The sequence below is a fragment of the Streptomyces sp. NPDC050617 genome, assembly GCF_040654795.1.
Lineage (GTDB): Bacteria > Actinomycetota > Actinomycetes > Streptomycetales > Streptomycetaceae > Streptomyces.
Genome location: NZ_JBFAIS010000004.1, coordinates 102,107 through 126,691, shown reverse-complemented (window position 1 = coordinate 126,691; position 24,585 = coordinate 102,107). Strand labels below are relative to the sequence as shown.

21 protein-coding genes and 1 pseudogene are annotated in these 24,585 nt (G+C 71.4%); 15 read left to right on the top strand and 7 right to left on the bottom strand.

Features of this window, described 5'->3' with window-relative positions; genetic code table 11:
- Positions 1–521: 521 nt before the first annotated feature.
- The gene (locus AB0I49_RS07485; RefSeq protein ID WP_363225868.1) at positions 522–1,403 is read right to left on the bottom strand and encodes a helix-turn-helix transcriptional regulator; all 882 of its coding nucleotides are present in this window, start codon (positions 1,401–1,403) and stop codon (positions 522–524) included.
- A gap of 199 nt (positions 1,404–1,602) precedes the next feature.
- On the opposite strand from AB0I49_RS07485, the gene AB0I49_RS07480 reads away from it, so the two are divergent.
- Both AB0I49_RS07480 and AB0I49_RS07475 read left to right on the top strand, forming a co-directional pair.
- Positions 1,603–2,013: a cupin domain-containing protein gene (locus AB0I49_RS07480; protein WP_363225867.1), complete on the top strand. Its 411-nt coding sequence runs from the start codon at positions 1,603–1,605 to the stop codon at positions 2,011–2,013.
- A gap of 92 nt (positions 2,014–2,105) precedes the next feature.
- Positions 2,106–3,383 (top strand): MFS transporter, encoded by a 1,278-nt coding sequence (locus tag AB0I49_RS07475; protein WP_363225866.1) that lies wholly within the window; start codon positions 2,106–2,108, stop codon positions 3,381–3,383.
- 93 nt (positions 3,384–3,476) lie between these two features.
- Here the strand turns inward: AB0I49_RS07475 and AB0I49_RS07470 are convergent, their stop codons facing one another.
- Positions 3,477–3,932, bottom strand: a complete 456-nt coding sequence (locus AB0I49_RS07470) for a MarR family transcriptional regulator (protein WP_363225865.1) — start codon at positions 3,930–3,932, stop codon at positions 3,477–3,479.
- A gap of 131 nt (positions 3,933–4,063) precedes the next feature.
- On the opposite strand from AB0I49_RS07470, the gene AB0I49_RS07465 reads away from it, so the two are divergent.
- Positions 4,064–5,323 carry an alpha/beta hydrolase gene (locus tag AB0I49_RS07465; protein ID WP_363225864.1) on the top strand — a complete coding sequence of 420 codons (1,260 nt, stop codon included), beginning with the start codon at positions 4,064–4,066 and terminating at the stop codon, positions 5,321–5,323.
- Positions 5,324–5,553: 230 nt separating this feature from the next.
- On the opposite strand, the gene AB0I49_RS07460 is transcribed toward AB0I49_RS07465, so the two are convergent.
- Entirely contained in the window at positions 5,554–6,567 is a 1,014-nt protein-coding gene (locus AB0I49_RS07460; RefSeq protein ID WP_363225863.1) for a LacI family DNA-binding transcriptional regulator, read from the bottom strand.
- 245 nt (positions 6,568–6,812) lie between these two features.
- Here AB0I49_RS07460 and AB0I49_RS07455 point away from each other — a divergent pair, with 245 nt between their 5' ends.
- From AB0I49_RS07455 to AB0I49_RS07430, 6 genes are all read left to right on the top strand, one after another.
- A complete protein-coding gene (locus AB0I49_RS07455; protein ID WP_363225862.1) occupies positions 6,813–9,455 on the top strand; it encodes a PA14 domain-containing protein in 2,643 nt (880 codons plus the stop codon).
- A 537-nt stretch (positions 9,456–9,992) separates the two neighbouring features.
- A complete protein-coding gene (locus AB0I49_RS07450; protein ID WP_363225861.1) occupies positions 9,993–10,265 on the top strand; it encodes an acyl carrier protein in 273 nt (90 codons plus the stop codon).
- Positions 10,266–10,292: 27 nt separating this feature from the next.
- Positions 10,293–11,327, top strand: coding sequence for a ketoacyl-ACP synthase III family protein (locus AB0I49_RS07445; RefSeq protein WP_363225860.1), 1,035 nt, complete (start codon positions 10,293–10,295; stop codon positions 11,325–11,327).
- A gap of 1 nt (position 11,328) precedes the next feature.
- A complete protein-coding gene (locus AB0I49_RS07440) occupies positions 11,329–12,468 on the top strand; it encodes an acyl-CoA dehydrogenase family protein (protein ID WP_363225859.1) in 1,140 nt (379 codons plus the stop codon).
- On the top strand, positions 12,465–13,955 hold the full coding sequence (locus AB0I49_RS07435) for an amino acid adenylation domain-containing protein (RefSeq protein ID WP_363225858.1): 1,491 nt from the start codon (positions 12,465–12,467) through the stop codon (positions 13,953–13,955). Before AB0I49_RS07440 ends, AB0I49_RS07435 begins: the two co-directional genes overlap by 4 nt.
- Positions 13,948–14,730, top strand: a complete 783-nt coding sequence (locus AB0I49_RS07430) for a class I SAM-dependent methyltransferase (protein ID WP_363225857.1) — start codon at positions 13,948–13,950, stop codon at positions 14,728–14,730. Before AB0I49_RS07435 ends, AB0I49_RS07430 begins: the two co-directional genes overlap by 8 nt.
- 147 nt (positions 14,731–14,877) lie before the next feature.
- Here AB0I49_RS07430 and AB0I49_RS07425 read toward each other — a convergent pair whose 3' ends face one another.
- Positions 14,878–15,051 carry a CsbD family protein gene (locus AB0I49_RS07425; protein ID WP_363225856.1) on the bottom strand — a complete coding sequence of 58 codons (174 nt, stop codon included), beginning with the start codon at positions 15,049–15,051 and terminating at the stop codon, positions 14,878–14,880.
- Between the two features lie 494 nt (positions 15,052–15,545).
- On the opposite strand from AB0I49_RS07425, the pseudogene AB0I49_RS07420 reads away from it, so the two are divergent.
- Positions 15,546–16,376, top strand: a pseudogene (locus AB0I49_RS07420) (DUF1206 domain-containing protein).
- Positions 16,377–16,510: 134 nt separating this feature from the next.
- On the opposite strand, the gene AB0I49_RS07415 reads toward AB0I49_RS07420, so the two are convergent.
- Both AB0I49_RS07415 and AB0I49_RS07410 read right to left on the bottom strand, forming a co-directional pair.
- Entirely contained in the window at positions 16,511–17,242 is a 732-nt protein-coding gene (locus tag AB0I49_RS07415) for a GAF and ANTAR domain-containing protein (RefSeq protein WP_363225855.1), read from the bottom strand.
- Between the two features lie 58 nt (positions 17,243–17,300).
- A complete protein-coding gene (locus AB0I49_RS07410) occupies positions 17,301–18,056 on the bottom strand; it encodes a GAF and ANTAR domain-containing protein (RefSeq protein WP_363225854.1) in 756 nt (251 codons plus the stop codon).
- A gap of 330 nt (positions 18,057–18,386) precedes the next feature.
- On the opposite strand from AB0I49_RS07410, the gene AB0I49_RS07405 reads away from it, so the two are divergent.
- Positions 18,387–19,883, top strand: coding sequence for an MFS transporter (locus AB0I49_RS07405; protein ID WP_363225853.1), 1,497 nt, complete (start codon positions 18,387–18,389; stop codon positions 19,881–19,883).
- Between the two features lie 172 nt (positions 19,884–20,055).
- Positions 20,056–20,526, top strand: coding sequence for a MarR family transcriptional regulator (locus AB0I49_RS07400; protein ID WP_363225852.1), 471 nt, complete (start codon positions 20,056–20,058; stop codon positions 20,524–20,526).
- 242 nt (positions 20,527–20,768) lie between these two features.
- Here the strand turns inward: AB0I49_RS07400 and AB0I49_RS07395 are convergent, their stop codons facing one another.
- Complete coding sequence (locus AB0I49_RS07395; protein ID WP_363225851.1) at positions 20,769–21,686, bottom strand: helix-turn-helix transcriptional regulator; 918 nt, start codon at positions 21,684–21,686, stop codon at positions 20,769–20,771.
- 219 nt (positions 21,687–21,905) lie between these two features.
- On the opposite strand from AB0I49_RS07395, the gene AB0I49_RS07390 reads away from it, so the two are divergent.
- The 3 genes from AB0I49_RS07390 to AB0I49_RS07380 all read left to right on the top strand — a co-directional run bounded on the left by AB0I49_RS07390 (position 21,906) and on the right by AB0I49_RS07380 (position 24,340).
- Positions 21,906–22,883 carry an aldo/keto reductase gene (locus AB0I49_RS07390; RefSeq protein ID WP_363225850.1) on the top strand — a complete coding sequence of 326 codons (978 nt, stop codon included), beginning with the start codon at positions 21,906–21,908 and terminating at the stop codon, positions 22,881–22,883.
- Between the two features lie 47 nt (positions 22,884–22,930).
- Positions 22,931–23,959: an alcohol dehydrogenase catalytic domain-containing protein gene (locus AB0I49_RS07385; protein ID WP_363225849.1), complete on the top strand. Its 1,029-nt coding sequence runs from the start codon at positions 22,931–22,933 to the stop codon at positions 23,957–23,959.
- Positions 23,960–24,241: 282 nt separating this feature from the next.
- On the top strand, positions 24,242–24,340 hold the full coding sequence (locus AB0I49_RS07380; protein ID WP_363225848.1) for a hypothetical protein: 99 nt from the start codon (positions 24,242–24,244) through the stop codon (positions 24,338–24,340).
- The last annotated feature ends 245 nt before the right edge of the window (positions 24,341–24,585 follow it).

Sequence of the window (24,585 nt, the reverse complement as noted above, 5' to 3'; positions counted from 1 at the left end):
GACGGCACGGCCCTTCCCCTACGCGACATCTGCCCCCATATCTGCTTCTTCGCAGCGGGAAGGGTGCCGCACGCCTCGATCGCCCGGAGCCCGCTCGGCCGGGGGCGGCGGCAGGGCGACGACCTCGGGGTGCACCGCCCCACGTGTCACACGGTTTCCGGTGGTGACGCGGCTGGTCGCAGGGATTCGGCGTGAAGAGGACGCCTCCGACCGTGCGGTTCCGGCCGCGGAGGGGCCTCGGGGGCACTCGAAACCCCGGGGCAAGGCCCTTGCACATGGGCTGTCGCCGTGGCAGAGCCCAGCCGCCAGCCACCGCCAAGTGCAACAAAACCTCAAACGCCTCTCGCGTACGTCACTGGCGTCGGCGCCTCCGCCTGCCGGCGATGACCACGGCGACGGCTCCGCACACGGCTCCGACGATCCCGCAGGCGAGAACGAGCGTGAGGTCCATCGTCAGCCTCCTCAGGGGCCACACTCTGACTTCCCCGCCCGGCCCTGACCGAACTCCAGCAGGCGAGAGGTCACCGTCGTCTCGCCGATGTGCTGTCGGCTTCTTGAGTGGCCGACCAGCTGGCGAGCAGTCGCAGCCCCTCTTCGGAGGGGGAACCCGGTTCGGCGGTGTAGACGGTGAGGGTGAGGCCGGGTTCGGCGGCCATCTCCAGCCCTTCGTAGGCGAGGGTGAGGTCGCCGACGGCCGGGTGGTGGAAGCGTTTGGTGCCCGTGCCGTGGTGGCGGACGTTGTGTGCGCCCCAGCGCGTACGGAAATCGTCGCTGCGGGTGGACAGCTCACCGACGAGGTCGTGGAGGTCCTTGTCGTGAGGGTTGCGGCCGGCTTCGGTGCGCAGGATCGACACGGCGACGTCGGCGGCCTGCTCCCAGTCGGGGTAGAAGCGGCGGGAGGCGGGATCGAGGAAGTTGAAGCGCGCCAGGTTCGCCTGGTTGTGGGGCGTGGCGTAGACGTCGTCGTAGAACGCGCGGGCGAGCTGATTGGTGGCGAGGACGTCCATGCGGCCGTTGCGGACGAAGGCGGGGCCGGCGGTGACGGCGTCCAGGACCCACTGCAGGCTGCGATGCGCCTTCCACTGGGCGGTACGGCGCCGGGGACGGGCGAGGGCGCTGGAGCCGTCGGCAGCGTGGGCGAGGTTCAGCAGGTGGGCGCGTTCGGCCTCGTCGAGTTGGAGCGCGCGGGCGAGGGCTTCCAGAACGGTCGGGGAGGCGCCGGCGAGGTTGCCGCGCTCCAGTTTGGAGTAGTACTCCACGCTCAGGTCGGCGAGGGTGGCGACCTCGCTCCTGCGCAGGCCGGGCACGCGCCGGCGGCTGCCGGAGGGCAGGCCCGCCCGCTCGGGGGAGATCTTCGCTCGCCGCGAGGTGAGGAACTCGCGGATCTCTGCTCGGTTGTCCACGCCCTCGACGGTACGTCCCGGCCGCGGCCATAGGGGTGTACTGGCGGTACACCCCTTGACGGTGTCTCGCTCCGCGCGCCGGGAGCGGATTACCTGGGTGACGTGGTGCTTGCCGCCCAGCCTTCACGAGGGCCGGCAGCCCACTTCACCCCCCCGGTCCGTACCCGGTCCCGCACTCGGCAAGGAGCAACCCGTAACCATGCAGATCACCCGCAGCTCGCTCGACACCGTCAAAGGCCCCGCCGACTGGTTCACCGGCGACGTCTACATCGACCCCGTCGCCGCGGCCCCGGCGCCGTCCCGTGTCACCGCGTCCCTGGTGCACTTCACGCCCGGCGCCCGCACCCACTGGCACCGCCACCCGCTCGGCCAGACCGTCTTCGTCACCGAAGGGATCGGCCTGTGCCAGCGCCGCGGCGGGCCGGTGGAAGTCATCCGGCCCGGCGACCGCGTCCTGTTCGAGGCCGACGAGGAGCACTGGCACGGGGCCGCGCCGAACCGGCTGATGGTCCACATGGCCATCAACGAGGGCGACGACGACCACGACGTCGTGCACTGGCTGAGCCCCGTCACCGACGAGGAGTACGCCGCGCACCCGGCCGCCGACTGAACCCGGCCGACCACCGATTGAACCCGGCCGACCGCCGATTGAACCCGGCGGCCTGGCCGCCCCCTCGCGCGTACGGAAAGAAGTCCCCTCATATGTCCCGTCCCGCTGCCCCCGCGCCGGGCAAGCTGCCCTTCGTCGTGTGGGTGCTCGCCGCCGGCACCTTCCTGATGGGCACCACCGAGTTCGTCATCGCGGGCATCCTCCCGGACATCGCACCCGACCTCGGTGTCGGCGTCTCCCACGCCGGACTGCTGATCACGGCGTTCGCCGTCGGCATGATCGTCGGCGGGCCGGCCATGGCCCTGGCCACGCTGCGCCTGCCCCAGCGCCGCACCCTCGTCCTGGCCCTGGCGGTCTTCGCCGCCGGTCACGTCGGTGCGGCGGTCACCAGTTCCTTCACCGTCGTCCTGGCTGCCCGGTTCGTCACCGCGCTGGCCACCGGCGCGTTCTGGGCCGTGGGGTTCGTCATCGCCACCAGCGCCGCGGGGCCCGCGGGCGCGACCCGGGCCGTCGGCGTGATGATGGGCGGCCTGACCCTGGCCAATGTCGTCGGCGTCCCCGCCGGATCGCTGGCCGGACACGTCACCGGCTGGCGCGGACTGTTCTGGGCCCTGGCCGCACTCGCCGCCCTCGCCGCCGCCGTGATCGGCCGCTTCGTCCCCCGTACCGAACAGCGCGCCCAGGTATCCGTACGGGGCGAGATCCGGGCGCTGCGGCAGCGCCGGCTGTGGGCGGCGCTGGCCGCGGCCGTCCTGATCATGGGCGGCGTCCTCGCCGCCTACACCTACATCACCCCGCTGCTGACCGACCGTGCCGGCATTCCGGCGGGCGCCGTGCCGCTGGTCCTGGTCGCCTTCGGCGCCGGTGCGCTGGGCGGCACCGCGATCGGCGGCCGGTTCGGCGACCGCCGCCCGACGGCCACGACGATCCCGGCCGCCGCGGCGACCGGGCTGGTCCTGCTCGCGCTGATCCCGCTGTCCACCACCCCGGCCGCCGCCATCGCCCTGATCTTCCTCATGGCGCTGACCGGATTCACGATCAACCCGGTCGTCACCGCCCTCGCCGTCCGCTCCGCCGGCGACGCGCCCACCCTGGCCTCGGCGCTGACCACGTCCGCCTACAACACCGGCATCGCCGCCGGCTCCGCGCTCGCCGGACAGGCCCTCGCCTCCTCCCTCGGCGTGACCGGCCCCGCCCTCGTCGGCGCCCTCTTCGCCGGGCTGACTCTGCTGCCGCTGACCGCCCTGGCCGTATCCGCCAAGCGCGCGAGGACCCGGACCGTCACCCAGGTCGTCGCGCGACAGGGCGCTCCCGATGCTCGGGTCCCGGCATCGCGCGAGACCGCTGAAGCGCCGCCGACGCGGTACTGAGCGCGGAGGTCCGTACGCCCGTACGTCCGCGGGGCAGGTCCGGGTCTGGTCCCGGCCCGGAACAGGGGTGACTGGAGGCGCCGCGGCCCCGGCCTACAGCTCGTCGTAGATCCCGCCCAGCCGGCGCAGGGCGTCGGCCGCGACGGCGAGGTCCTCCGTGCCGAGGTGGGCGAAGGACTTGGCGAGGGCGTCCGCGAGGACGCCCTCTCGCTCCCGGTGGCGGTCCAGGCCCTGGTCAGTGAGGCTCACCCGGACGGCACGGCGGTTGGCGGGGTCGGGTTCCCGCAGCACGTAACCCGCCTTGGCGAGACCGTTGACGAGCTGGGTCGCGGCGGCCCCGGTGGTCTCGACGCCGGCGGCGAGTTCGGCGATGGAGAGCGGTCCGCGTTCGGCGAGCACGCGCAGGGCGCGGGCGTGGGTGAGGGAGAGGGCGCCGGGGTTGCGGGTGGCCCGCCCCCGCAGGCGGGCGTCGGCGGCGCTGAGGCTGTACGCGGCACGTGAGAGGGCATTGAGGGCACCTTGGCGCCGAGTGGCATCGGTGCTGGTCATGGCCTTCTCCCTGGTGTGGTCTCGGGGCTTCCGCTTGACATCCACGATAACTCAAGTACTTATTGAATAAGTACTTAGCTGTTGTGCGGCTGAGCACTGAGCGAGCCGAGAAGCGGAGAAGGAGAAGAACCATGACCGTTCGTTCCGTCGGGCAGAGCTGGGCCCTGGACATCGCCCTCGCGCAGGGCGGATTCGACGCGCTGCACCCGGAGGCCAAGGGGACGCTGGAGCAGTTCGGGCACGACCACACCGACTTCGACAAGGTCTTCGTCCTCGTCAAGAGCGGGGCCATGCTCCCCAAGGCATGGGCGACCGTTGCGGGGCAGGCGGAGACGCGCGCCGCCCACCATGAGCGGGAGGGCTTCGCGCAGACCGCGGCCGACCTCTACCTGCGCGCCGCCGTGATGTGGGGACGCGCCCAGTACTCCATCTTCGACGCCGAGGACCCGCGGAAGATCGCCTTCCGCGAGCACTGCAACCACTGCGTGGCCCGCCTGGGCGAACTGCGCGGCAACCGCGTGCGCCGCGTCGTGCTCGACTTCGAGGGCCGGCACATCTACGCCCTGCTGCACCTGCCCGCGGGCGCCGTGGAGAACGCCCCGGCCGTGATCCTCGGCCCCGGTATGGACATGATCAAGGAGGACTACATCTACGCGGCCGAGCGCTACTACACCTCGCGCGGCATCGTGGCCCTCTCCATCGAGGGGCCGGGGCAGGGCGAAACCCGCGCGAACGGCCTCACCGCGGACCTGACCAACTACGAGCGCGCCATCAGCCGCTACATCGACTTCCTCGCCGAACTGCCGGAGGTCGACGCCGAGCGCATCGGCATGTTCGGCATCAGCATGAGCGGCTACTGGGGCCTCCGCGCCGCCGCCACCGAGCCCCGCCTCGGCGCGCTGGCCACCTTCGAGGCCGTCAGCGGCGACTTCGAAACGATCTTCAACCGCGCCCAGCCCACCTTCAAGAACAACTACATGTACATGGCCGGCTACACGGACGAGCAGTCATTCGACCGCGAGCTCGCCGACCGCATGCCGCTCGACGGCATCGTCGCCGACATCACCGCCCCCGTCCTCGTCGGCATCGGCGAATTCGACGAACTGACCCAGCTGGAGCAGGCCCTCGCCACCTACGAGCGCATCCGCGCCCCCAAGGAGATGCGCGTCTACGAGAACGAGTTCCACCCGCTGGGCGGCGTCGCCGCCGAAGTCTTCCGCTTCGGCGCCGAGTGGGTCGAGCGCGCCTTGAACGGCGCTCTCCGGGAGCCCGGCCGCGACGCGCGCCACTACGTCCAGCACGATGGCGGCACCATCGACGGCTCCGCCGCCCCCGCCTGGTGGCTCGGCGCCACCCCGCGCGAGATAACCGCCGCGGCCGACGAGCGCTGAACCGGAGGACCGACTGCCGCGTGCCCCGGGACGTTCCGCCCTGGGCACGCGGCCCTTCGCGTACGTGCGCCCGTTCGCCTGCTCGTTCGCCCCCACGCCGATCCGCCCGTCCGGCACCTGGGAACGCACCACGACGGTGGCGAGGCGGTCGACGCAGGGCACGGTCGTACGTACGCGCCGTGTCGGACCATCCGGCTCGGCGTCCCCGGCGAGGTGCCGTTCCGGTCGTGTCAGCGGCGGCCCAGGGTGCTCTCGCGTGTGATCAGGCGGTAGTCGGGGGTCAGTTCGCGGCCCGAGCGTTCCTCGGGGTGTTCCAGGCGGTGGAGCAGCGATCGCACCGCGAGGCGCGCGATGGCGGGTTTGTCCGGGGAGACGGTGGTCAGGGTGACCGCGCCGAAGCGGCCCTCCGCGATGTCGTCGAAGCCGACGACCGCCACGTCCCCCGGGACCTTCAGGCCCCGCTCGTGCAGGACCCGCATCGCGCCGATGGCGACCAGGTCGTTGTACGCGAACACGGCGTCCGGGCGTACCCCCGAGTCCAGCAACCGGGCCATCGCGCGGGCGCCGTCGCCCCGGTCCCAGCCGCTGGTCTCGCCGACCAGGGAGTCCGGCGCCGGCAGTCCCGCCGCGGTCAACTCGGCGCGCCAGCCGTCCAGGCGCAGGTGGGCGGGGCGGTTCGCCGAGTCGGTGCGCGCGCCGAGGTAGGCGATCCGGGCGCGGCCGCGGTCCAGCAGGTGGCGCACCGCGGTGCGGGACGCGGCGACGTTGTCGATGGCGATGTGGTCGTACGGCAGGTCGTACTCGCGCTCGCCGAGCAGCACCAGCGGCACGTCGTCGTCCCGGCCGCGCAGGTCCTCGGCCTCCAGCTCCAGCGGGCTCAGGATGAGCCCGTCGATCACCCGGGCCCGGAAGCCCTGGCTGACCAGGATCTCCTGTTCGCGGTCGCCCTGGGTGTGGTCGAGGAGGACCGTGATGTCGTGCTCCGCCGCCGCGTCGAGCACGGCCCCCGCGAGCTCGGCGAAGTAGGGGTTGCCGAGTTCGGGGACGGCGAGCGCGATGATGCCCGTACGTCCTTTGCGCAGGTGGCGGGCGGTCGGGTTGGGGCGGTAGCCGAGTTCGTCGATCGTCTGCTGGACGCGGCTGCGCGTCGCGGGAGTCACATGCCGGCGGTTGTTCACGACGTTCGACACGGTCTTGATGGAGACGCCGGCGCGCGCCGCGACATCCTTGAGGCTCACCCGCACGGAATCTCCTTCGGGTCGGGTCAGGGGCGGGGCGGTACGTCGCGGTACGGCGCACCCGGCTCGGTACTGCCGCCCGCCGGAGCGTTCGTCTCGGCCCTGGACAGCGCGCCGGATCACGTGCTGTCATGCCAACTGCCGGTCTTTCCAACGTTGTACAGATGAGTTGTACCGACTTGAGCAGCGATCCGCCACCCTTCCTCACCGCGTTCCAGCAGACGCGTCTCCCTACAGGTACAGGAGGATCCGTGCGCACCAGACCCCTCAGACGAACCGGACGACATCTGGCCCTGCTCCTCACAGCGGCTCTTGGATTCACCACGCTCACCATGGCCCCACAGGCCACGGCCGTAGACGGGCCGAAGCCCGCGAAGGGGCCGGCGGCGCGTGGGCCGGTCGTGCCGCACGGGCTCAAGGGCGAGTACTACACCCAATCCGCCCCCGGGGCTTTCGACTTCGACAAGCTGAAGGCGACGGGGTTCGATCCGAACATCGACTTCGGCAGCCTCGAATCCCGGTTGCAGTCCGCCACCGGGCAGTCGGACAACGCCAGCGTCCGCTGGACCGGGAAACTCGTGCCCGGCAGGACCGGCGCGACAACGTTTTCCATCATCGGGGACAACGGCTTCCGGCTGTGGGTCGGCGGGCGGCTGGTCATCGATCACTGGGTCGACGACTGGGACAGGGAACAGACCTCCCAGCCCGTGGAACTGACGGCTGATCAGGCGGTCGACGTCAAGGTCGAGTACTTCGAGCACATCGGCGGGTCCAATCTGCATCTGCGCTGGACCGAGCCCGGCGAGCGGAAGGAAGCCATCCCGTCGTCGGCGTTCCGGCTGCCCGACGACTGGAAGTACGACGGCGCCATCGGCACGACCGTCCTCGGCGACGGGCGGACCCTGAAGCTCGACTTCGCGCAGAAGCTCGGCAGGGTGCCGGGCGGGGTGAACGGCCATGTCTCGGCGGTGATCGGCGGCTCCACGTGGCCGCTGAGCAGCGTCAAGGCGGACCCGGACGACCCCCGGGGCCTGCTCGTCGGGCTGAAGGAGCCCGTCGTCGGCAACAAGGCCGGCGACGCGCCGGGGCTCGTGGACGTGACGTACGACGGGAAGGGCGGGCTGGCCGGGAGGAACGGCGCCGCCGTCGGATCCTTCTGGTCCAGTGGGCCCAACCACTCCACGTACGAGCTGAGCACCCCGTGGGGCGACGACGTGACGCCCGCCAACGCGCACCGCGAGTACCCGCGGCCGCAGCTCACCCGGTCCGAGTGGCGGAACCTCAACGGGAAGTGGGAGTTCGCCGCGGCCGAGGCGGGCGACGCCGTGCCGGTGGGCAAGCGGCTGGGCGAGAAGATCCTGGTGCCGTACCCGGTGGAGTCGCAGCTGTCCGGGATCGAGCGCCACGAGGACCGCATGTGGTACCGGCGCACCTTCACCGTTCCGACCGACTGGCAAGTCGGCCGCGGCAAGCGGCTCCAGCTGAACTTCGGCGCCGTCGACTGGCAGGCGCAGGTCTACGTGAACGGCAGGAAGGTCGCCGATCACCAGGGCGGCTACGACAAGTTCAGCGCGGACATCACGGACGCGCTGAAGCCGGGGCGCACCCAGGAGCTCATCGTCGGCGTGTACGACCCGACCGACGCGGCGAAGGCCGAGAACCCGCCGATGGGCAAGCAGCGCCTCGACCCCAGCGGCATCTGGTACACCCCGTCCTCCGGGATCTGGCAGACCGTGTGGATGGAGCCCGTCGCCGCGGACCACGTCTCCGATCTGAAGCTGACGCCCGATGCGAGCGGCAAGCTGACCATCGAGACGACGGGCGTGCGCAGCGGACTTCCGGTCACCGCCACCGCGTACGCCGGAAAGCGCGAGGTCGGCACCGTCAGCGGCCGGTCGGGGAGCGCGCTCGATCTGAAGATCTCCAAGCCGCGCCTGTGGACGCCAGACGACCCCTACCTCTACGACCTCAAGGTGAGCGTCGGCGGGGACCGCGTCAGGAGCTACTTCGGCATGCGGTCGATCTCCGTGGAGCGGGTGAACGGCACTCCGCGCACCGTGCTGAACGGGCAGCCCGTCTTCATGATGGCCACGCTGGACCAAGGCTTCTGGCCCGACGGCCTGCACACCGCGCCGAGCGACAAGGCGCTCGCGTACGACCTGAAGATGCACAAGCGCATGGGGTTCAACTCCGTCCGCAAGCACATCAAGGTCGAGCCGGACCGGTGGTTCTACTGGGCCGACAAGCTGGGGCTGCTCGTGTGGCAGGACATGCCGGCGATGGCGGCGGGGGTGAACCCGAGCACCGCGGCGCGCACCGAGTACGAGCGTGAGATGAAGACGATGATCGACCAGCACTCCAACCACCCGTCGGTCATCATGTGGGTCACGTTCAACGAGGGCTGGGGCCAGTACGACGAGGCCCGCATCGCCGACCAGACCAAGGCGTGGGACCCGACGCGGCTGGTCAACTCGATGTCCGGCATCAACCTCGGGGTCGACGGCGGCACCGGCGACATCCTGGACGAGCACGGGTATCCGAGCCCCGCGCTGCCGCCGCACCCGGACGGCAAGCGGGCGCTGGTCGCCGGGGAGTACGGGGGACTCGGGCTCGGCGTCCCCGGGCACGCCTGGTCCGTGCAGCAGTCGTACGTGGACGTGTCCCCGGCCACGTACACGAATGACTATCTCCACAAGCTGGACGAGGTGCGGGCCCTGGTCTGCAAGGGCGGCAACGGCGCCGTCTACACGCAGATCTCCGATGTGGAGGGCGAGTTGAACGGCCTCATCACATACGACCGCAGGGTCGTGAAGCCCGATGTGAAACGGATCCACGATGCGCAGCGGGCGCTGATCCGCGACGCGTCGCGGGCGCGGCCCGCCGGATGCGCCTGAGCGTCTGGGCGTCTGAATTGATCTGATCGCGGCGCGAAAGGCCCCTGACCGGCTGCCAGCCAGGTCAGGGGCCTTTCGCGTGCCTCTGGAAGAAGCACCTCTCCTGTTCGGCCGGCTGCCGGGGTCTCCGGGCGGGCCCCAATTCTCATCGGATTCCGCCGGCGGTCCGCGTACGGAGCGCGCGGGAAATGAGAAAAACTTCACCGCCGGGCCATGTTTCGCATTCGGTCGGTTAGGGCTCGCCCCGCCCGATGGGCAATGGGCGACGGAGCGGTGTTCGGATTCGAGGTGGTGTGTAGCCAATTGCGTATTGAATTGTGCATGGCAAACTTGCCTTGACATGCGACAGACCTGATGGGCAGACTGCTGCGCGTCTGAGATCGATTCGTCCGACCGGATAGCGCGTAACTCGCGCGTATCCGGTCGCTGAGTGCGCCGCGTCACGGAGTGGTTCGCACTATTCTCCGGACCGGCCGAATATCCCCCTTGTCGTTGCGCGGGCCGTTCGCGGCCTGCTGCTATCAGGCTGGAGCCGAAGTGTCTGACGTCGACCGCGTGGACCTGCTCGAAAAGCTCATCGACTTTGTTGGGAACGACCTGTTGGAAGGGCAGGCCGGTGCCGACCTGACGTCGACCACCCCATTACTGGAATGGGGGGTGCTCGACTCCATGAAGACGGCGCGACTGCTCGCTTACATACGCGATGAAATCGGTGTGCGCGTGCCGCCGAAGAAGATGGTCGGCGACCACTTCAAGGACCTGGAACACGTGACGGATCTGGTTCTGGAACTCCAGCAGCCTGTCGGCTGACCCTGAGACGTCGAGAGGTTCCCTCCCGTGAAAACGAAAGACGTGTTCGTCGGCGGCCTCGGTGTCTACGTGCCGGAGAAGATGAGTATGGAGTCGGCGGTGGCGGAGGGGATGATCGACGCCGCCGCCGCGAAGGAATACGACTTCGCCGGCATCGCGGTGGCCGGTGAGACGCCGGCCCCCGAAATGGCCCTGCACGCGGTGCGCGAGGCATTGCAGCGCTCCGGCAAGGACCAGTCCGAGTTGGGCATGCTGCTCTATGCCAGCGTCTGGTACCAGGGCCCGGACGGCTGGTGCCCGCAGTACTACATCCAGCGGCACGCGGTCGGCGGCAACGTCGTGGCGGCCGAGGTGCGGCAGGGCTGCATGGGCATGTTCAGCGCCCTGGAACTCGCGGCCGGCTATCTGATGGGCGTTCCGGAACGCGACTCCGCGGTCATCACGAGCGCCGACAATTTCAATTCGCCGCGCATCGACCGCTTACGTTTCAGTCCGCACTTCCCCATGGCGGACGCGGGCTGCGCCGTGGTGCTCACCAGGACCCCCGGATTCGCCCGGCTCGAATCCGTCAACGCGGTCACCCTGCCCGAGTACGAGGGAATGCACCGCAGCGGTGAGCCGATGTTTCCGCCGGGGGAGACGCTCGGGCGTCCGCTGAACTTCGCGGCCACCAAGAAGCACTGGATGGAGAACGCGGAACAGCCCCCCGGAGGCCCGCTCCCGATCATCGCGGCCCAGGACGAACTGGTGACCCGCACCCTGGAGGAATCCGGAATCGAGATAGACGACGTCACCAAGGTCGCCTATGTCAACGGATCGCGCGGACGGGTCGAGGGCCGGGGCATGATTCCGCTCGGATTGCCCATGAGCCGGTCGACCTGGGATTTCAGCCGCACCATCGGCCATGCCGGTGCGAGCGATCAGTTCATCTCGCTGGAACACCTGGTCAGGACCGGGGAACTGGGCCCAGGTGATCATTTTCTGATGCTCGGAGTCGGTCCGGGGTTCAATATCGCATGTGCGGTCTTCAGCATCCTCGAACGTCCCTCGTGGGTGGACTGACATGGAATTCGGCTGGAACACCGGGCAGCAGGCCCGGCACGCCGAGGTCCTGGCCGGGGTGCGCGCCGCCTTCCTTCCGGACCGGCAGCGCGACGAGCAGCCCTTCACCAGGGAGGACTGGCTGGGGCTGGGGAAGCTCGGCGTGCTGGGCGCGAGCATCCCGGAGCGGTTCGGCGGCGGCGGCCTCGGCGCCCTCGACACCGCCCGCGTCATCGAGGCGGTGGGCGAGGGCTGCTCCAGCACCGGCCTCGTATTCGCCGCCGCCGCCCACCAGTTCGCCTGTGCCAGGCCGATCCTGGAATTCGCCGAACCGGCCGTCCAGGAACGGCTGCTGCCCGGCCTGTGCTCCGGCGCCCTGATCGCGGGCAACGCCATGACCGAGGCCGACGCGGGCTCCGACGTCTCCCGGCTCGCCGTCACCGCCACCGCGGTGGACGGCGGCTACGTCCTCGACGGCACCAAGAGCTTCGTGAGCAACGGCCCCGCCGCCGACGTCTACGTCACCTACGCCACCACCGACGCCAAGGCGGCGCACCTGGGCCTGACGGGGTTCGTCGTGGACAGCGACACACCCGGCGTCGCGGCCGGCCCGCCGTTCGAGAAGACCGGCCTGCTCGGCTGCCCCGCCGGCACCGTCTCCTTCAAGAGCTGCTTCGTACCGGCCGCCCAGGTCCTGGGCGCCCCCGGGCTGGGCAGCACAGTCTTCCAGACCTCCATGGCCTGGGAGCGGGCCTGCCTCTTCGCGCTCTACCTCGGCGTACAGCAGCGACTGCTCGACGCCTGTACGCACCACGTGCGGCAACGCCGCCAGTTCCAGCGGCGGTTGTCGGAGTTCCAGGCGGTCTCCCACCGCCTCGCGGAGATGAAGCTGCGCCTGGAGAGCGGCCGCCTCCTGCTCTACCGCGCCTGCTGGGAACTCGACCGCGACGACGACAGCGCGCTGTGGGCGGCGCTGTCGAAACTGGCGGTCTCCGAAGGCGTGCTGGAGAGCGCGATGGACGCGGTCCGGCTCTTCGGCGCGCGCGGCTACCTGCGGGAGGAGGGCATCGAGGCGGCCCTGCGGGACGCGGTGCCCGGCACCCTCTTCTCCGGAACCTCCGACATCCAGCGGGAGATCATCGCCAGGGAGCTGGGACTGTGAGACTCCACGAACTGCTGATGCGCTCGGCTCGCCGGACACCGGACGCACTCGCCGTCGACGACCTGTCCGGCGGCGTCAGCTACCGCGAACTGGACCTGCTGGCCGACGCGTTCGCAGCCGCCCTGCACGCCGCCGGGACAGCCCCCGGCGACCGGGTGGTGATCTGGAGCGGCAAGGACATCGACTCGGTGGCGCTGATGCAGGCCGCCCTGCGGATCGGAGCGGTCTACGTACCGGTCTCGGCGGCGAACCCGCCCGCCCGGCTGGCCCAGATCATCCGGGACTGCCGCCCGGCCCTCGTCGTCACCGACGCGGACGGGCTGCGCCGCGCCGCCGCGGAGGGCCGGCCCCGGACGGTGGGGGAGGGCGGGCCGAGAGTGGTCGGCGCCACCGAACTGCTGGCGTCCCCCGCCCCCTCCGCGCCCCCGGTGCACCACGGCGCACCGGACGATCCGGCGTACATCCTTTACACCTCAGGCTCGACGGGGGTGCCGAAGGGCGTCGCGATCAGCCACCGCAACGCGCTGGCGTTCGTCACCTGGGCGGCCGCCGAGACCGGACTGAGGCCCGCGGACCGGCTCGCCAACCACGCTCCGTTCAACTTCGACCTGTCCGTGTTCGACCTGTACGCGGCGTTCCTGGCGGGCGCCTCGGTGCACCTGGTGCCGCCGGGCATGGCGTACGCGCCGGACCTGCTGACCGACCTGCTGGAGAGCCGGCGGATCACGGTCTGGTACTCGGTGCCCTCGGTCCTCATGCTGATGATGCATCAGGGCGGGCTGCTGGACGGCGCTCCGCCGCCCGCGCTGCGGGTCTGCGCCTTCGCCGGCGAGCCCTTCCCGCCGACGGACGCCCTGCGGCTGCGCGCGGCGTGGCCGGACGTCCGGCTGTTCAACTGGTACGGCCCCACCGAGACCAACGTCTGCACCTCCTACGAGATCACCGCCGACGACCTGGGACGCGGCGGCCCGCTGCCCATCGGCGTCCCGTGCTCCGGCGCCGACGTCTGGCTGGAGCCGCGGGACGGGCCGGAGGGCGAGATCACCGTCGCGGGACCGACGGTGATGACCGGGTACTGGGGCGCCGCACCGCAGACCGGCCCCTACCGCACCGGTGACATCGGGCGCTATGACGCGCACGGCAACCTGGAGTACGTGGGCCGCCGCGACCACCTCCTCAAAGTGCGCGGGCACCGCGTCGAACCCGGCGAGATCGAGGCGGCACTGGACGCACACGAGGCGATCGGCACGGCGGCCGTGGTGGTCGTCGGCTCTGGACTGAAGGCCCGTATCCACGCGGCCGTGGTGCCCCGGCCGGGCGCGAACCCGCCGACCCTGCTGAGCGTCAAACGGCACTGCGCGGACCGCCTCCCGCTCTCCATGACGGTGGACGCCCTGCACGTGATGGCGGCCCTGCCCCGCACCCCGAACGGCAAGACCGACCGGGCCGCGCTGACGGCCCGGCTGACAGCCGCGGCCCATGGCTGACATCCGGCCACGACCGTCCGGCACCAACCCCGAACAGGAGGGATCACGGCACATGACCATGGACCGGGAAGCGCTGTGGGACACGTACTGGGCCGATCTGCCGGAGCAGAGCGGCGAGGCGTTCTGGGACTCCGACCCGGCTCACAACGCGGTGCGCCATCTGCCCATGCTGCGGCCCTACTTCGATCCGGCGTTACCGGTGATGGACCTGGGATGCGGCAACGGCACCCAGAGCCCCGTTCTCGCCGAGCACTTCGACCGGGTGATCGGCGTCGACATCGCCCAGGCCGCGATCGACATGGCGCGCCAGACCAACGCCCGCCCCAACGTCGAGTACTTCCGCTTCGACGTCATGGAGACCGGTGAGGCGCGCGCCCTGCACGAGCGCATCGGCGACGTCAACGTCTACATGCGCGCCCTCTTCCACCAGTTGCCGTACGACCACCGGGCGCCCGCGGTGGAGACGCTGGCGGCGCTGGTCGGCAAGGGCGGCCGGGTGTTCTGCCAGGAGCCGACCAAGGTCACCTGGTCCGTGGTGCACCGGCTGCTCTTCGAGTCCGACGAGTCGCTGCCGAAACTGGAACGGCTTTTCAACCAGTTCCAGTTCGGCCTCTCGCCGGGCCAGGAAGTCGACACCGAACTGGAGGACCTGTTCAGGAAGACCGGATTCGAGATCGTCGAAGCCGGCGACATGCCGATGCGGACCACCGAGACCCTCGCCGACGGCACCCCGCTCGACCTGTCGACCCGCTATGTGATCGCGCACCTTGGCTGACGGGCATGCCTGGGCTGCCTTGCGCCGTCCCGAGCCGTCCCGCGCTGTCCCGTGCCGGAGCCGGTGCGGGACGGCGCGGACGACTGGTCCGACAAGGGGGCCGGGGTCTCGAACAGGTCGCGGGCCCCGGTCATGCGGCGTTCGTGATCAGCGGCGGAAGGCGCCCTTGATCCTGTCGCCGGACCGTTTCAGATTTCCGGAGACCCGGTCGGTCCTGCCCTGCCTCCGCAGCCGCTCGTTGCCGGTGCTCCTGCCGAAGCGTTCCGTGATCCGACCGGTGAGAGCCTGTGCCTTGTGCCTGATCGTTGATCCCACGCTCATGGCTGTCCTCTGATCGTCCGTCCGCTGGATGGGCTCCCGCCCCCGGCCGCCGTGCGAGCCGCCCTGTCCGGAGGCGGGGACGGGGGAGGGGTCGGGGGAGGGGGAAGTGTGCCTGGTCTTCGCGGGGTCCGGGCGAAGCGGGAAGGTGAAATGCCTCGTCCGAACGATCCGGATGATCCGGACGATCCGAACGGTTTGAACGATCCGAACGGTTTGCGCGGTGCGAACGGTTTGAACGGTCCGGAGCGGCATGCCCCAAGCCGTGCTGTCAGTCAACGCCCGGCGACTTCCCTTGTCAACGCTCCTTGTCAACGCCCTTGCCGAGGCCTTCGAGGGCCGTCGGCCGCCGTGCCGGGTGACCGCGGCCGGGGCCGCCGAGACCGCCGGGGGCTGAACAGGCTGCGGCGAGTACGGCGCATCAGGTCTCCTCGCGAGGGGCACCCGGGGCCCAGGACGCGCATCGCGCGTCCCCTGTCATGGGGAGGGATCCAGTGATGTCGTCTCAAGCGCGGGACAGGAACCGGGGCGCGCGTTTCGCCGCCCGGAGTGTCAAGGAGGAGACGCTGACCGCCATGGGCCGGGCGGGATTCATGGCGCGCGGTGTCGTGTACGTCCTCATCGGCGCTCTGGCGATCAAGGTGGCCTTCGGCAGCGGCGGAGAGTCGGCGGACCGTCAGGGGGCGCTGCACCAGGTCGCGGAGCAGCCCTTCGGGAAGGCGATGCTGTGGGCACTGGCCGTGGGCTTCGGCTGCATGGCGCTGTGGCGGGGCTCCCGCGCGGTGCTCGGCAGGGGGCCCGAACGCAAGACCGCCTCGCGACTCCTCGACGGCGGCCGGGCGATCTTCTACGCGTCGGTCTGCTGGATCACCGCACGGTTCGCCGCCGGTGGCGGCCAGGGCGCCGGCGGCAACGCGAAGTCGAAGGACTGGACCGCGTCGGCGCTGGAGCTGTCGTACGGCCAAGTCCTGGTGGGGGCCGCGGGCTGCGTCCTGATCGGCATCGGTGTCGTCATCGCGGTACGGGCGGCCCTGCGCAAGTTCCTGCGACAGCTGGACGTGGGCGCGATGAGCCGCCGTACCCGGCAGATCGTGACCGGCCTGGGGGTGGGCGGCGGCGTGGCGCGCGGCACGGTGTTCGCGGCGGCCGGCGTCTTCATCCTGACCGCGGCCGTCTAGTTCGACGCGGACGAGGCCAAGGGGATGGACGCGACGCTGCGCAGTTTCACGCGGACCCCGGCGGGCCCCTGGCTCCTGGTCGCCGTGGCGATCGGGCTGATCCTCTACGGCGCCTTCTCCTTCGCGTCGGCCCGCTGGCGCCGCCTGTGAACAGGAACCGCGACCGGCGGTGGCGTGGGGCGGTGGTCATGGGCGACGTGCTTCCGGGGTGAGGAGCCGCACGGCTGCGAGGCGAGGGGCCGCGTAATCGGCGCGTGGGCCACGGTACGCACGCGGCCCGGCCGTCATGGGAGTTGCGGGTCGGGTGGTGAAGGCCGGTCAGGGGGCGGTTGGTCCAGGCGGGATCGGTGGTGGACGACGTCGTGTGCGACGTCGAGGAGGGGGCGGTCGTAGGTGAAGGCGTAGGCGCGTAGCCGGGTAAGGGCCTGGTCGATGGGGATGTGGAGGCGGAAGGTGAGGGCGCCGGCGGCCTGGTGGATCAGGGCGCGGTGCAGGGGCTGCGGGTTGTGGCGGCTCAAGCCGTCGGCGCCCTGGGGGGTGAGGACGATGAGGGTGGCGGCTTCGGCGAGCGCGAGGGCGTCGGCCATCTGCCCGCGGGTGGGGCGGGCGGGGGTGCCGCGGTGGCCGGTGAGGGCGCCGAGCCGGATGACCCCCAGGTGCAGCGGCAGCGCGTACACGGCGCGTACCGACTGGTCGCGGGCGGCGGGCAGCAGGGCGGGCCAGCGGTGGTCGGGCAGGGCGTGCAGGTCGGGCACGATCACGGGTTCGCCGGTGCGGGCCGCGTCACAGGTGGGGCCTTCGCCGAGGGTGTACTGGAGGTCTTCGAAGGCCATGCCGGCGGTGTCGGCGGGGTCGTACCAGACCAGTTCGAGGCCGGCCCGGTTGAAGAGGGAGATGGCGAGGCCGTCGAGGCCCAGCGCGTGTGCGCATGCGGCGGGCGGCAGGGCGGCGAGCCCCTGGCCGGCCTCGGTGGCCGTGGCGAGGAGCGCGGCGAGATCGGGGGCGGCTGCGGGCACAGCGGGGCCTCCTCGGGTGAGGGCGCGGTGCGCGCGGTGGAACGGGCGGCGGCGGGCGTCATGAGCGGTGCGGCGTGTCGGGGGAGGCGAACAGCTCGATGTCCGCGGTGCCTTCGACGACCTGTGCGCACAACAGGGTCAGCGAACTCCCGTGGGCCCGTGCGTGGGCGCGGAGCCGGCCGAAGGCTTCGTCGGGCAGGATGCCGCAGCAGGCGGCGAGGACCCCCTTGGCCTGTTCGATCACGATCCGGCTGTTGAGCGCGGTCTGCAACTGGCCGACCCGTTCCGCCTGGTCGTCGGCCAGGCGCTGGTGCAGCAGGCCGATGGTCGCCGCGTCCGCCAGGGCCTGGCCGAGGCGCAGGTCGGCCGGGTGCAGGGCGCCGGGGCGGGTGTGGAAGAGGTTCAGCGCCCCGATGACCTCCTCGCGCAGCCGCAGCGGCAGCGCCGCCACCACGGCGAACCCGGCGCCGCGGGCCGCTTTGGCGAAACGCGGCCACCGGAAGACGGCCCCGGGCCCGGCCAGGTCCACGGGACCGACGCTCTCGTGCAGCAAGCAGCAGTCGCGGCACGGGCCTTCGTCGAACTCCAGCTGCGCCTCCTCCAGTTGGTGCGCTGCCGCGGTGGAGGCGGTGACGTCCACCAGTCGTCCCTGGGCGTCGACCATGATCACCCCGGCCGCCCCCACATCCAGCAGCTCGGTCACGTGATCGGCCAGGACGTGCAGAAAGTCCACCAGGTGGAAGCCCTCGGTCATCGTGTCCGCCAGTTCCAGAAAGGCGCGCGCCAACCTCTCGTCCCGTTCCCGCTGCGCCATCCCTCTGCCCCTTTCCAGTAGTGCGGGACCGCCCGCAACCTCCGGGTGCGGCACGGCACATGCCCTGGGGACATTCTGACCGTGCCCGAGCGGGTCCGGCAGGGGGTGCACAGCCCGCATCAGCCGAGGGAACGATCCTCTGCCCGCGGAACCCGAACCCCTGATGGCGTGCCTGGCCGCCGCCCGTAGTGCTGAGTGGCGGATCTCGTGCCGCGTGCCTTGCGGGCCGTCGAGGGGGCGGCCGTGCGGTTGACGCCTAGTTGACACCTAAGGGGTACCAGCTACTCTCGATATTGCTAAGAATATTGGTAATCAATGAGCTGAGGTAAGATGGGTGCCGAACCGGCCGCCGAGCCGTACCGGTGGCGATGGCTGATCCTGGTGGTGATGCTCGTCGCGGAGGTCATGGATCTTCTGGACGCGTCGATCGTCAACGTCGCGGGTCCCGCGCTGGAGGAGTCCCTCGCCGCCGGCCCCGTCGGCCTCCAGTGGGTGATCGGGGGCTATGCCCTCACGCTGGGGGCCGGCCTGGTCCTGGGCGGACGGCTCGGCGACCGGTACGGGCGGCGCCGGATGTTCCTGGCCGGCCTGGCCGGCTTCACACTGAGCTCGCTGCTGTGCGCGCTGTCGCCGAACATCGAGTCGCTGATCGCCTTCCGGCTCCTCCAGGGCGCCGCGGGCGCGATGCTGCTCCCGCAGGGCCTCGGCCTGCTGCGCGAGAACTTCGCCGGGCCCGAACTCACCAAGGTCTTCGCGGTCTTCGGACCTGTGCTCGGCCTGGGCGGCATCATCGGCCCGGTCCTGGGCGGCTTCCTCGTCGAGGGCGACTTCTTCGGCCTCGGGTGGCGCTCGGTGTTCCTGGTCAACCTGCCCATCGGACTCGCGGCCCTGGCCATCGCGGCGACGTTCGTCCCGAAGAAGGGCGGCGACCGCACCGTACGGGTCGACATGGCCGGCGCGGGCCTGGTCGTAGCGGCCTGCGCCCTGCTGGTGCTGCCGCTGAACCAGGGGCAGGAGGACGGCTGGCCGCTGTGGACCTGGCTGTGCATGGCCGCCTCGGCCGTCGGATTCGGCCTGTTCGCGCTGCGGCAGCGCCGTGCCGCCGCGGCCGGCCGTGAGCCCCTGGTGACCCCGGGGCTGCTGCGCAAGCCCGCCTTCACCGTCGGGCTCGGCGGTATCGCCCTGTTCTTCGGCGGGCTGATCGGCACGCAGCTCGTGCTCACGCTGTTCCTGCAGATCGGCGAGGGCTTCAGCGCCGGGGACGCGGGCCTGGGCAATCTGCCGCTCGCGGTGGGCACGGCGATCGGCGGCGCGGTCAGCGGCGCGTTCCTCGCCGACAGGATCGGCCGCAAGGTCCTCCAGATCGGGCCACTGATTCAGCTCGCCGGCGCGGCGCTGCTCTGGTACGAACTCGACAGCCTGAGCACCGGTTCGTTCTCGATCTGGGACATCGCCCCGGGCGTGGCGGTGTCCGGTGTCGGAGCGGGCATGGTGATCGCCGCCCTCTTCAGCTTCATCCTCGCCGCGGTCGACGACGACGAGATCGGCTCCGCCTCCGGTGTGCTGTCCGCGGTGCAGGCCATCGGCGGCTCCGTCGGCGTGGCGATCTTCGGCTCGGTGTTCTTCGCGCGGGCCAGGACCGGCGACTCCACCGCGGGCTTCCACCACGCGCTGATCGTCCAGGCGTGCCTGCTGGCGGCGTTCGTGGCCGTCACCTTCCTGCTGCCGAAGAAGGGCCGGCCCGAGGAGGAGCAGCACGGCATCACCCCTTCCGCATCCGACAGCGGTCCTGCCGGCTCCGGCGCGAAGCAGGACGTCACCGTGTGATCCCCGGCCCGGCGCCGCCCGAACGGCGGCCCCTGCCTGAGTCGAGCGCACACCCCGCCCCCCCAGCGGCGCCACCCGCCCCCGCGCCCTCGCCCTGCTCTCGTACAGCCCGCAGCTCTCGCGCATCATTGGTTGCCGACGACCTCAGCGACCCAGGAGCAGCTTCCACGCCATGACTGCCGACCAGCCCACCGACGACCAGCCCGCGGCCCCGGCGGAGGGCCCCATCCGCGACCAGCTGCGGGCTCTGACCCGCTGCCAGCAGCGGTTCGAGCGGTACCTGGGCCGGCAGATGCGCGTCGATCCCGCCGGGCTCGCGGTGATGGACCGTCTCGTCAGCGCCGGACCGGCGACACCGAGCGAACTGGCCCGCGAACTCAGCACGTCCACGGCCGCGATGACGCTGGTCATCGACCGCCTGGCGGACGGCGGACACGTGAGCCGGCAGCCGCACCCCAGCGACCGGCGCAAGGTGCTCGTGACACCGGCGGAGCACTGGGAGGAGGCCGCGTTCGAACACGTCGAGCCCCTCATCGCGGGCATCGGCGAGATCGCCGAGTCCATGACGGCCCGGGAACAGGCCACGGTGGCGGCGTTTCTCCGGCGGGCGGTGGCCGCCTACGACCGGGCGACCAAGGCGTAGGCGGCCTGCCCCGCTCGCGGCGTCCGGGCCCGCGGCGAGTCCGGTGGCGCTGCTGCCTTCACCCGGGAGCGGGCCATGAGCGGCGCGCCGGCGCCTTCCGCGTACGGGGAGCGAGCCGCGGGCCTGGTAGCGGCGGCGGGCAGCGCGGGGCCGCCGAGCCGCCAGGCCGCCAATCCGCCGAGCCGCCGAGCCCCCGAGCCGCCAGGCCGCGGGGCCGCGCGGCCCGGTGCGGCCCCGTGCGGTCAGCCTCGGCGGGTCTGCCGGCCAGTGGCTTCCGGGCCGGGCGCCGGGCGGTCCGCCGGTTGTGGCGCGGTCATGTCGAGCAGGAGCAGGGCGTCGTGGTCGGGGGTTCCGGGCTCCGCGGTGTAGACGCCGATGCGCTGGCCGGGAGTGCCTTCCACGTGCAAGGACTGCGAGGTGAGGGTGAGCGTGCCGACCTTCGGGTGCTGGAAGGTCTTGTGCGCGGGCTTGCGCCCGGTCACCTCGTAACGCTCCCAGAGGCCGGCGAAGTCGGGGCTCTTGAGGAGGAGTTCGCCCACGAGGCCGGTGAGGTCGGGCGCGTCGGGGGCGGTACCGGCGATGGCGCGCAGACGGGCGACGCACGCGCTGATCTGACGGTCCCAGTCGGCGAACAGCTCACGGGCCGCCGGGTGCAGGAACAGGTAGCGCGCGAGGTTGCGGTGCTTGGCCGGCCAGTCCTCCAGGCCCGCGTACAGGGCGAGACCGCCGGGGTTCCAGGCCAGCATGTCCATGCTGCGGCTGATCACGTAGGCCGGGTTCGGGCGCAGGGATTCGAGCAGCAGCCCGAGGTGGGGCCGCACGGTGCGGCCGGGCGTGGGCGGCGGCTCGGGGACGTAGCGGGCGGCGCGGGCGGCGAGCTCGCGCAGGTGCTGGTGCTCCTGGTCGTCCATGCGCAGGGCGCGGGCGAGCGCGTCCAGGACGGCGGGGCTGGGGCGGGTCTCCTTGCCGCGTTCCAGACGTACGTAGTAGTCGATGCTGATGCCGGCGAGGGTGGCCAGCTCCTCGCGGCGCAGGCCGGGGGTGCGGCGGATGCCGGCGCCGACGGTGAGGCCGACGTGTCCGGGGCTGGTCTGGGTGCGGCGGGCACGCAGGTAGCGGCCCAGCTCGGCGCCTTCGCTGTGCGCGCTCTCGGATGCCATGCCTCCAGTCTCACCCCCGCACGACCTGGTCCGCAGGCGCGAGGGGGGTCCTGTCATTACCCCCGAAGAGCTCGCCCTGCCACACCGGCGCCGTCCGGGCGAAGCTGAACGGGCAAGACGGCGCCCCCCGAATTCCCTCCGTGGCCCTCGTGGGCACGGCCCGCCGACCGGGCCACATGGGAGGGCGCGGGGGAGACGCGACGAAGCGGAGAGGACGACATGCGTTACATCAACCTGCGTGACCTGGAGGTTTCCCGGATCGGTCTGGGGGCGATGGGGATGTCCCACGGCTACACCGGCTCCGGAGCCGATGACGCCGAATCGATCAGGACGGTGCACCGCGCGCTGGAACTCGGCGTCACGCTCATCGACACCGCCGAGATCTACGGCCCCTACACCAATGAGGAACTCGTCGGACGAGCGCTGAAGGGGCGCAGGGAGAAGGCGGTGCTGGCCACCAAGTTCGGCATGGTCTCCCACGGCGGCGACGGCGCGGGGAACCCGGACTCCGGCCCGGCCAACATCCGCATCGCGGTCGAGGGCTCCTTGAAGCGGCTCGGCACCGACTACATCGACCTGTACTACCAGCACCGGGTGGACCCGAACACGCCGATCGAGGAGACCGCCGGCGCCGTCGGCGAGCTGATCGCCGAGGGCAAGGTCCGCGCCTTCGGGCTCTCGGAGGCCGGCCCGGACACGATCCGCCGCGCGCACGCCGTGCAGCCGGTCACCGCGGTGCAGTCGGAGTACTCGCTGTGGACCCGCGGCATCGAGGAGCGCGTCCTGCCCGTCCTGCGGGAGCTGAACATCGGCCTGGTGCCGTTCTCCCCGCTGGGCCGCGGCTTCCTGACCGGCGCCGTCCGCTCCATCGACCAGTTCGACGAGAACGACGTCCGCCGCGTCAACCCGCGCTTCACCGGCGAGAACTTCCAGCGCAACCTGGCGCTCGCCGACGAGGTCAAGGCCCTGGCCGCCGAGGTCGGCGCCACCCCGGCGCAGGTCGTGCTGGCCTGGCTGCTCGCCCAGGGCGACGACATCGCCCCGATACCCGGCACCAAGCGGGTGTCCCGCGTCGAGGAGAACGCCGCCGCCGACGCGGTGACGCTGACCGGCACGCAGCTCCACACGCTGAGCAGCCTGCCGCCCGCCGCCGGCGACACCCACACCGAGGCCCAGGCACGGTTGCTCGAACGCTGATCACCCGCCCCGCCCCCCAGAACCCCCGTTTGGAGTCAGTACCCCTGATGCGTGCAGCAGTGATGTACGGAGCCGGAGACGTCCGCGTCGAAGCCCGGCCCGACCCGAAGATCGTGGAACCCTCCGACGCCCTCGTCCGCACCGTCGCGGCCTGCGTGTGCGGCAGCGACCTGTGGCCCTACCAGTCGATGCCCGCCACCGAAACGGGCCGCCCCATGGGACACGAGTTCCTCGGCGTCGTAGAGGAGACCGGCTCCGACGTGAACGGCCTGCGGGCCGGCGATCTGGTCGTCGCTCCGTTCACGTACAGCGACAACACCTGCGACTACTGCGCCAAGGGCCTGCACATCTCGTGCCGGAACGGCGGCCGGTACGGATTCGACGGCGTCGACGGCGGGCAGGGCGAAGCCGTCCGCGTCCCGCACGCCGACGGCACCCTGGTCAAGCTGCCGGTCGCCGCCGACAGCGCGCTCCTCCCGTCCCTGCTGGCGCTGTCGGACGTCATGACCACCGGCCACCACGGCGCGGTCACCGCGGGCGTCGGCCCCGGCGACGCGGCACTCGTCGTCGGCGACGGCGCGGTCGGCCTGTGCGCCGTGATCGCGGCCAAGCGGCTCGGGGCCGAACGGATCGTGCTCGCCGGCCGCCATGAGGCCCGTACCGGCCTGGGCCGCCGCTTCGGCGCCACCGACGTGGTCGCCGAGCGCGGCGAGGAGGGCATCGCCCGCATCCGCGAGCTGACCGGGGGAGTCGACAAGGTGATCGAGGCCGTGGGTACGCGCCAGGCCCTGGACACCGCCCTGGGCGCGGTCCGGGACGGCGGCACCATCAGCCGCCTGGGCGTCCCCCAGTACGAGCAGGGCCCCCTCGGCCCGGCCGAGTTCATGCGCAACATCACCCTGACCGGCGGCGCCAGCCCCGCCCGCGCCTACATCGAGCAGCTGCTGCCCGACGTCCTGGACGGCACCATCGAACCCGGCCGCGTCTTCGACCGGACCTTCCCCCTCGACCGGACGCCCGACGCCTACCGGGCCATGGCCGACCGCCGGGTCCTCAAGGCCCTCATCACCCCGTGACCACACCGCCGCGCCCGCGCGCCTCAGCGAAGGACGCCCCCCAATGCAGTACGCAACCCTGAACAACGGCGCGGAGATGCCGATCCTCGGCTTCGGCGTCTACCAACGAAGAGGCCGTAGGCCGCGCCCGTTCTTCCAGCGCGCCGACTATCAGCGCCTCATGCGCGGACACGGCGCGCGGATCCAGTCCTGGGGCTGCTTCGCCGAAGGCAGGAACGACCTGTTCACCAACCCCTGCTGGCCGAGATCGGCAAGGAAAACGGCAAGTCGGTCGCGCAGATCGTGCTGCGCTGGCTGACTCAGCGCGGCGTCATCGCCATCCCCAAGTCCGTGCGCGCCGAGCGCATGGCGGAGAACATCGGCGTCTTCGATTCCGGCTGACCGGCAATCAGATAGCCCGGCCCGGATCGCCGCACTGGACACCGGCAGTTCGCTGTTCTTCGATCACCACGCCCCCGAGATCGTCACCTGGCTCGGCAAGCGCCGCTTGGAAGCCTGATCCGCGCTCTGCGCCCTGGCCCTGGCCCTGCGCCCCGTGCTGGTTCAGGGGCGGGCTACGGGCTGCGGTCAGAGCCGGAAGGTCCGTACGGAGAAGGTCTGCCCGACGGTCGGAGGGTGGCGACTGA

Bases quoted from the DNA above. Each gene is read 5' to 3' on its own strand.
- AB0I49_RS07480 (WP_363225867.1), top strand. From the start codon at position 1,603: ATGCAGATCACCCGCAGCTCGCTCGACACCGTCAAAGGCCCCGCCGAC.
- AB0I49_RS07475 (WP_363225866.1), top strand. From the start codon at position 2,106: ATGTCCCGTCCCGCTGCCCCCGCGCCGGGCAAGCTGCCCTTCGTCGTG.
- AB0I49_RS07470 (WP_363225865.1), bottom strand. From the start codon at position 3,932: ATGACCAGCACCGATGCCACTCGGCGCCAAGGTGCCCTCAATGCCCTC.
- AB0I49_RS07465 (WP_363225864.1), top strand. From the start codon at position 4,064: ATGACCGTTCGTTCCGTCGGGCAGAGCTGGGCCCTGGACATCGCCCTC.
- AB0I49_RS07440 (WP_363225859.1), top strand. From the start codon at position 11,329: ATGGAATTCGGCTGGAACACCGGGCAGCAGGCCCGGCACGCCGAGGTC.
- AB0I49_RS07430 (WP_363225857.1), top strand. From the start codon at position 13,948: ATGGCTGACATCCGGCCACGACCGTCCGGCACCAACCCCGAACAGGAG.
- AB0I49_RS07425 (WP_363225856.1), bottom strand. From the start codon at position 15,051: ATGAGCGTGGGATCAACGATCAGGCACAAGGCACAGGCTCTCACCGGT.
- AB0I49_RS07410 (WP_363225854.1), bottom strand. From the start codon at position 18,056: ATGGCGCAGCGGGAACGGGACGAGAGGTTGGCGCGCGCCTTTCTGGAA.
- AB0I49_RS07405 (WP_363225853.1), top strand. From the start codon at position 18,387: ATGGGTGCCGAACCGGCCGCCGAGCCGTACCGGTGGCGATGGCTGATC.
- AB0I49_RS07400 (WP_363225852.1), top strand. From the start codon at position 20,056: ATGACTGCCGACCAGCCCACCGACGACCAGCCCGCGGCCCCGGCGGAG.
- AB0I49_RS07395 (WP_363225851.1), bottom strand. From the start codon at position 21,686: ATGGCATCCGAGAGCGCGCACAGCGAAGGCGCCGAGCTGGGCCGCTAC.
- AB0I49_RS07390 (WP_363225850.1), top strand. From the start codon at position 21,906: ATGCGTTACATCAACCTGCGTGACCTGGAGGTTTCCCGGATCGGTCTG.
- AB0I49_RS07385 (WP_363225849.1), top strand. From the start codon at position 22,931: ATGCGTGCAGCAGTGATGTACGGAGCCGGAGACGTCCGCGTCGAAGCC.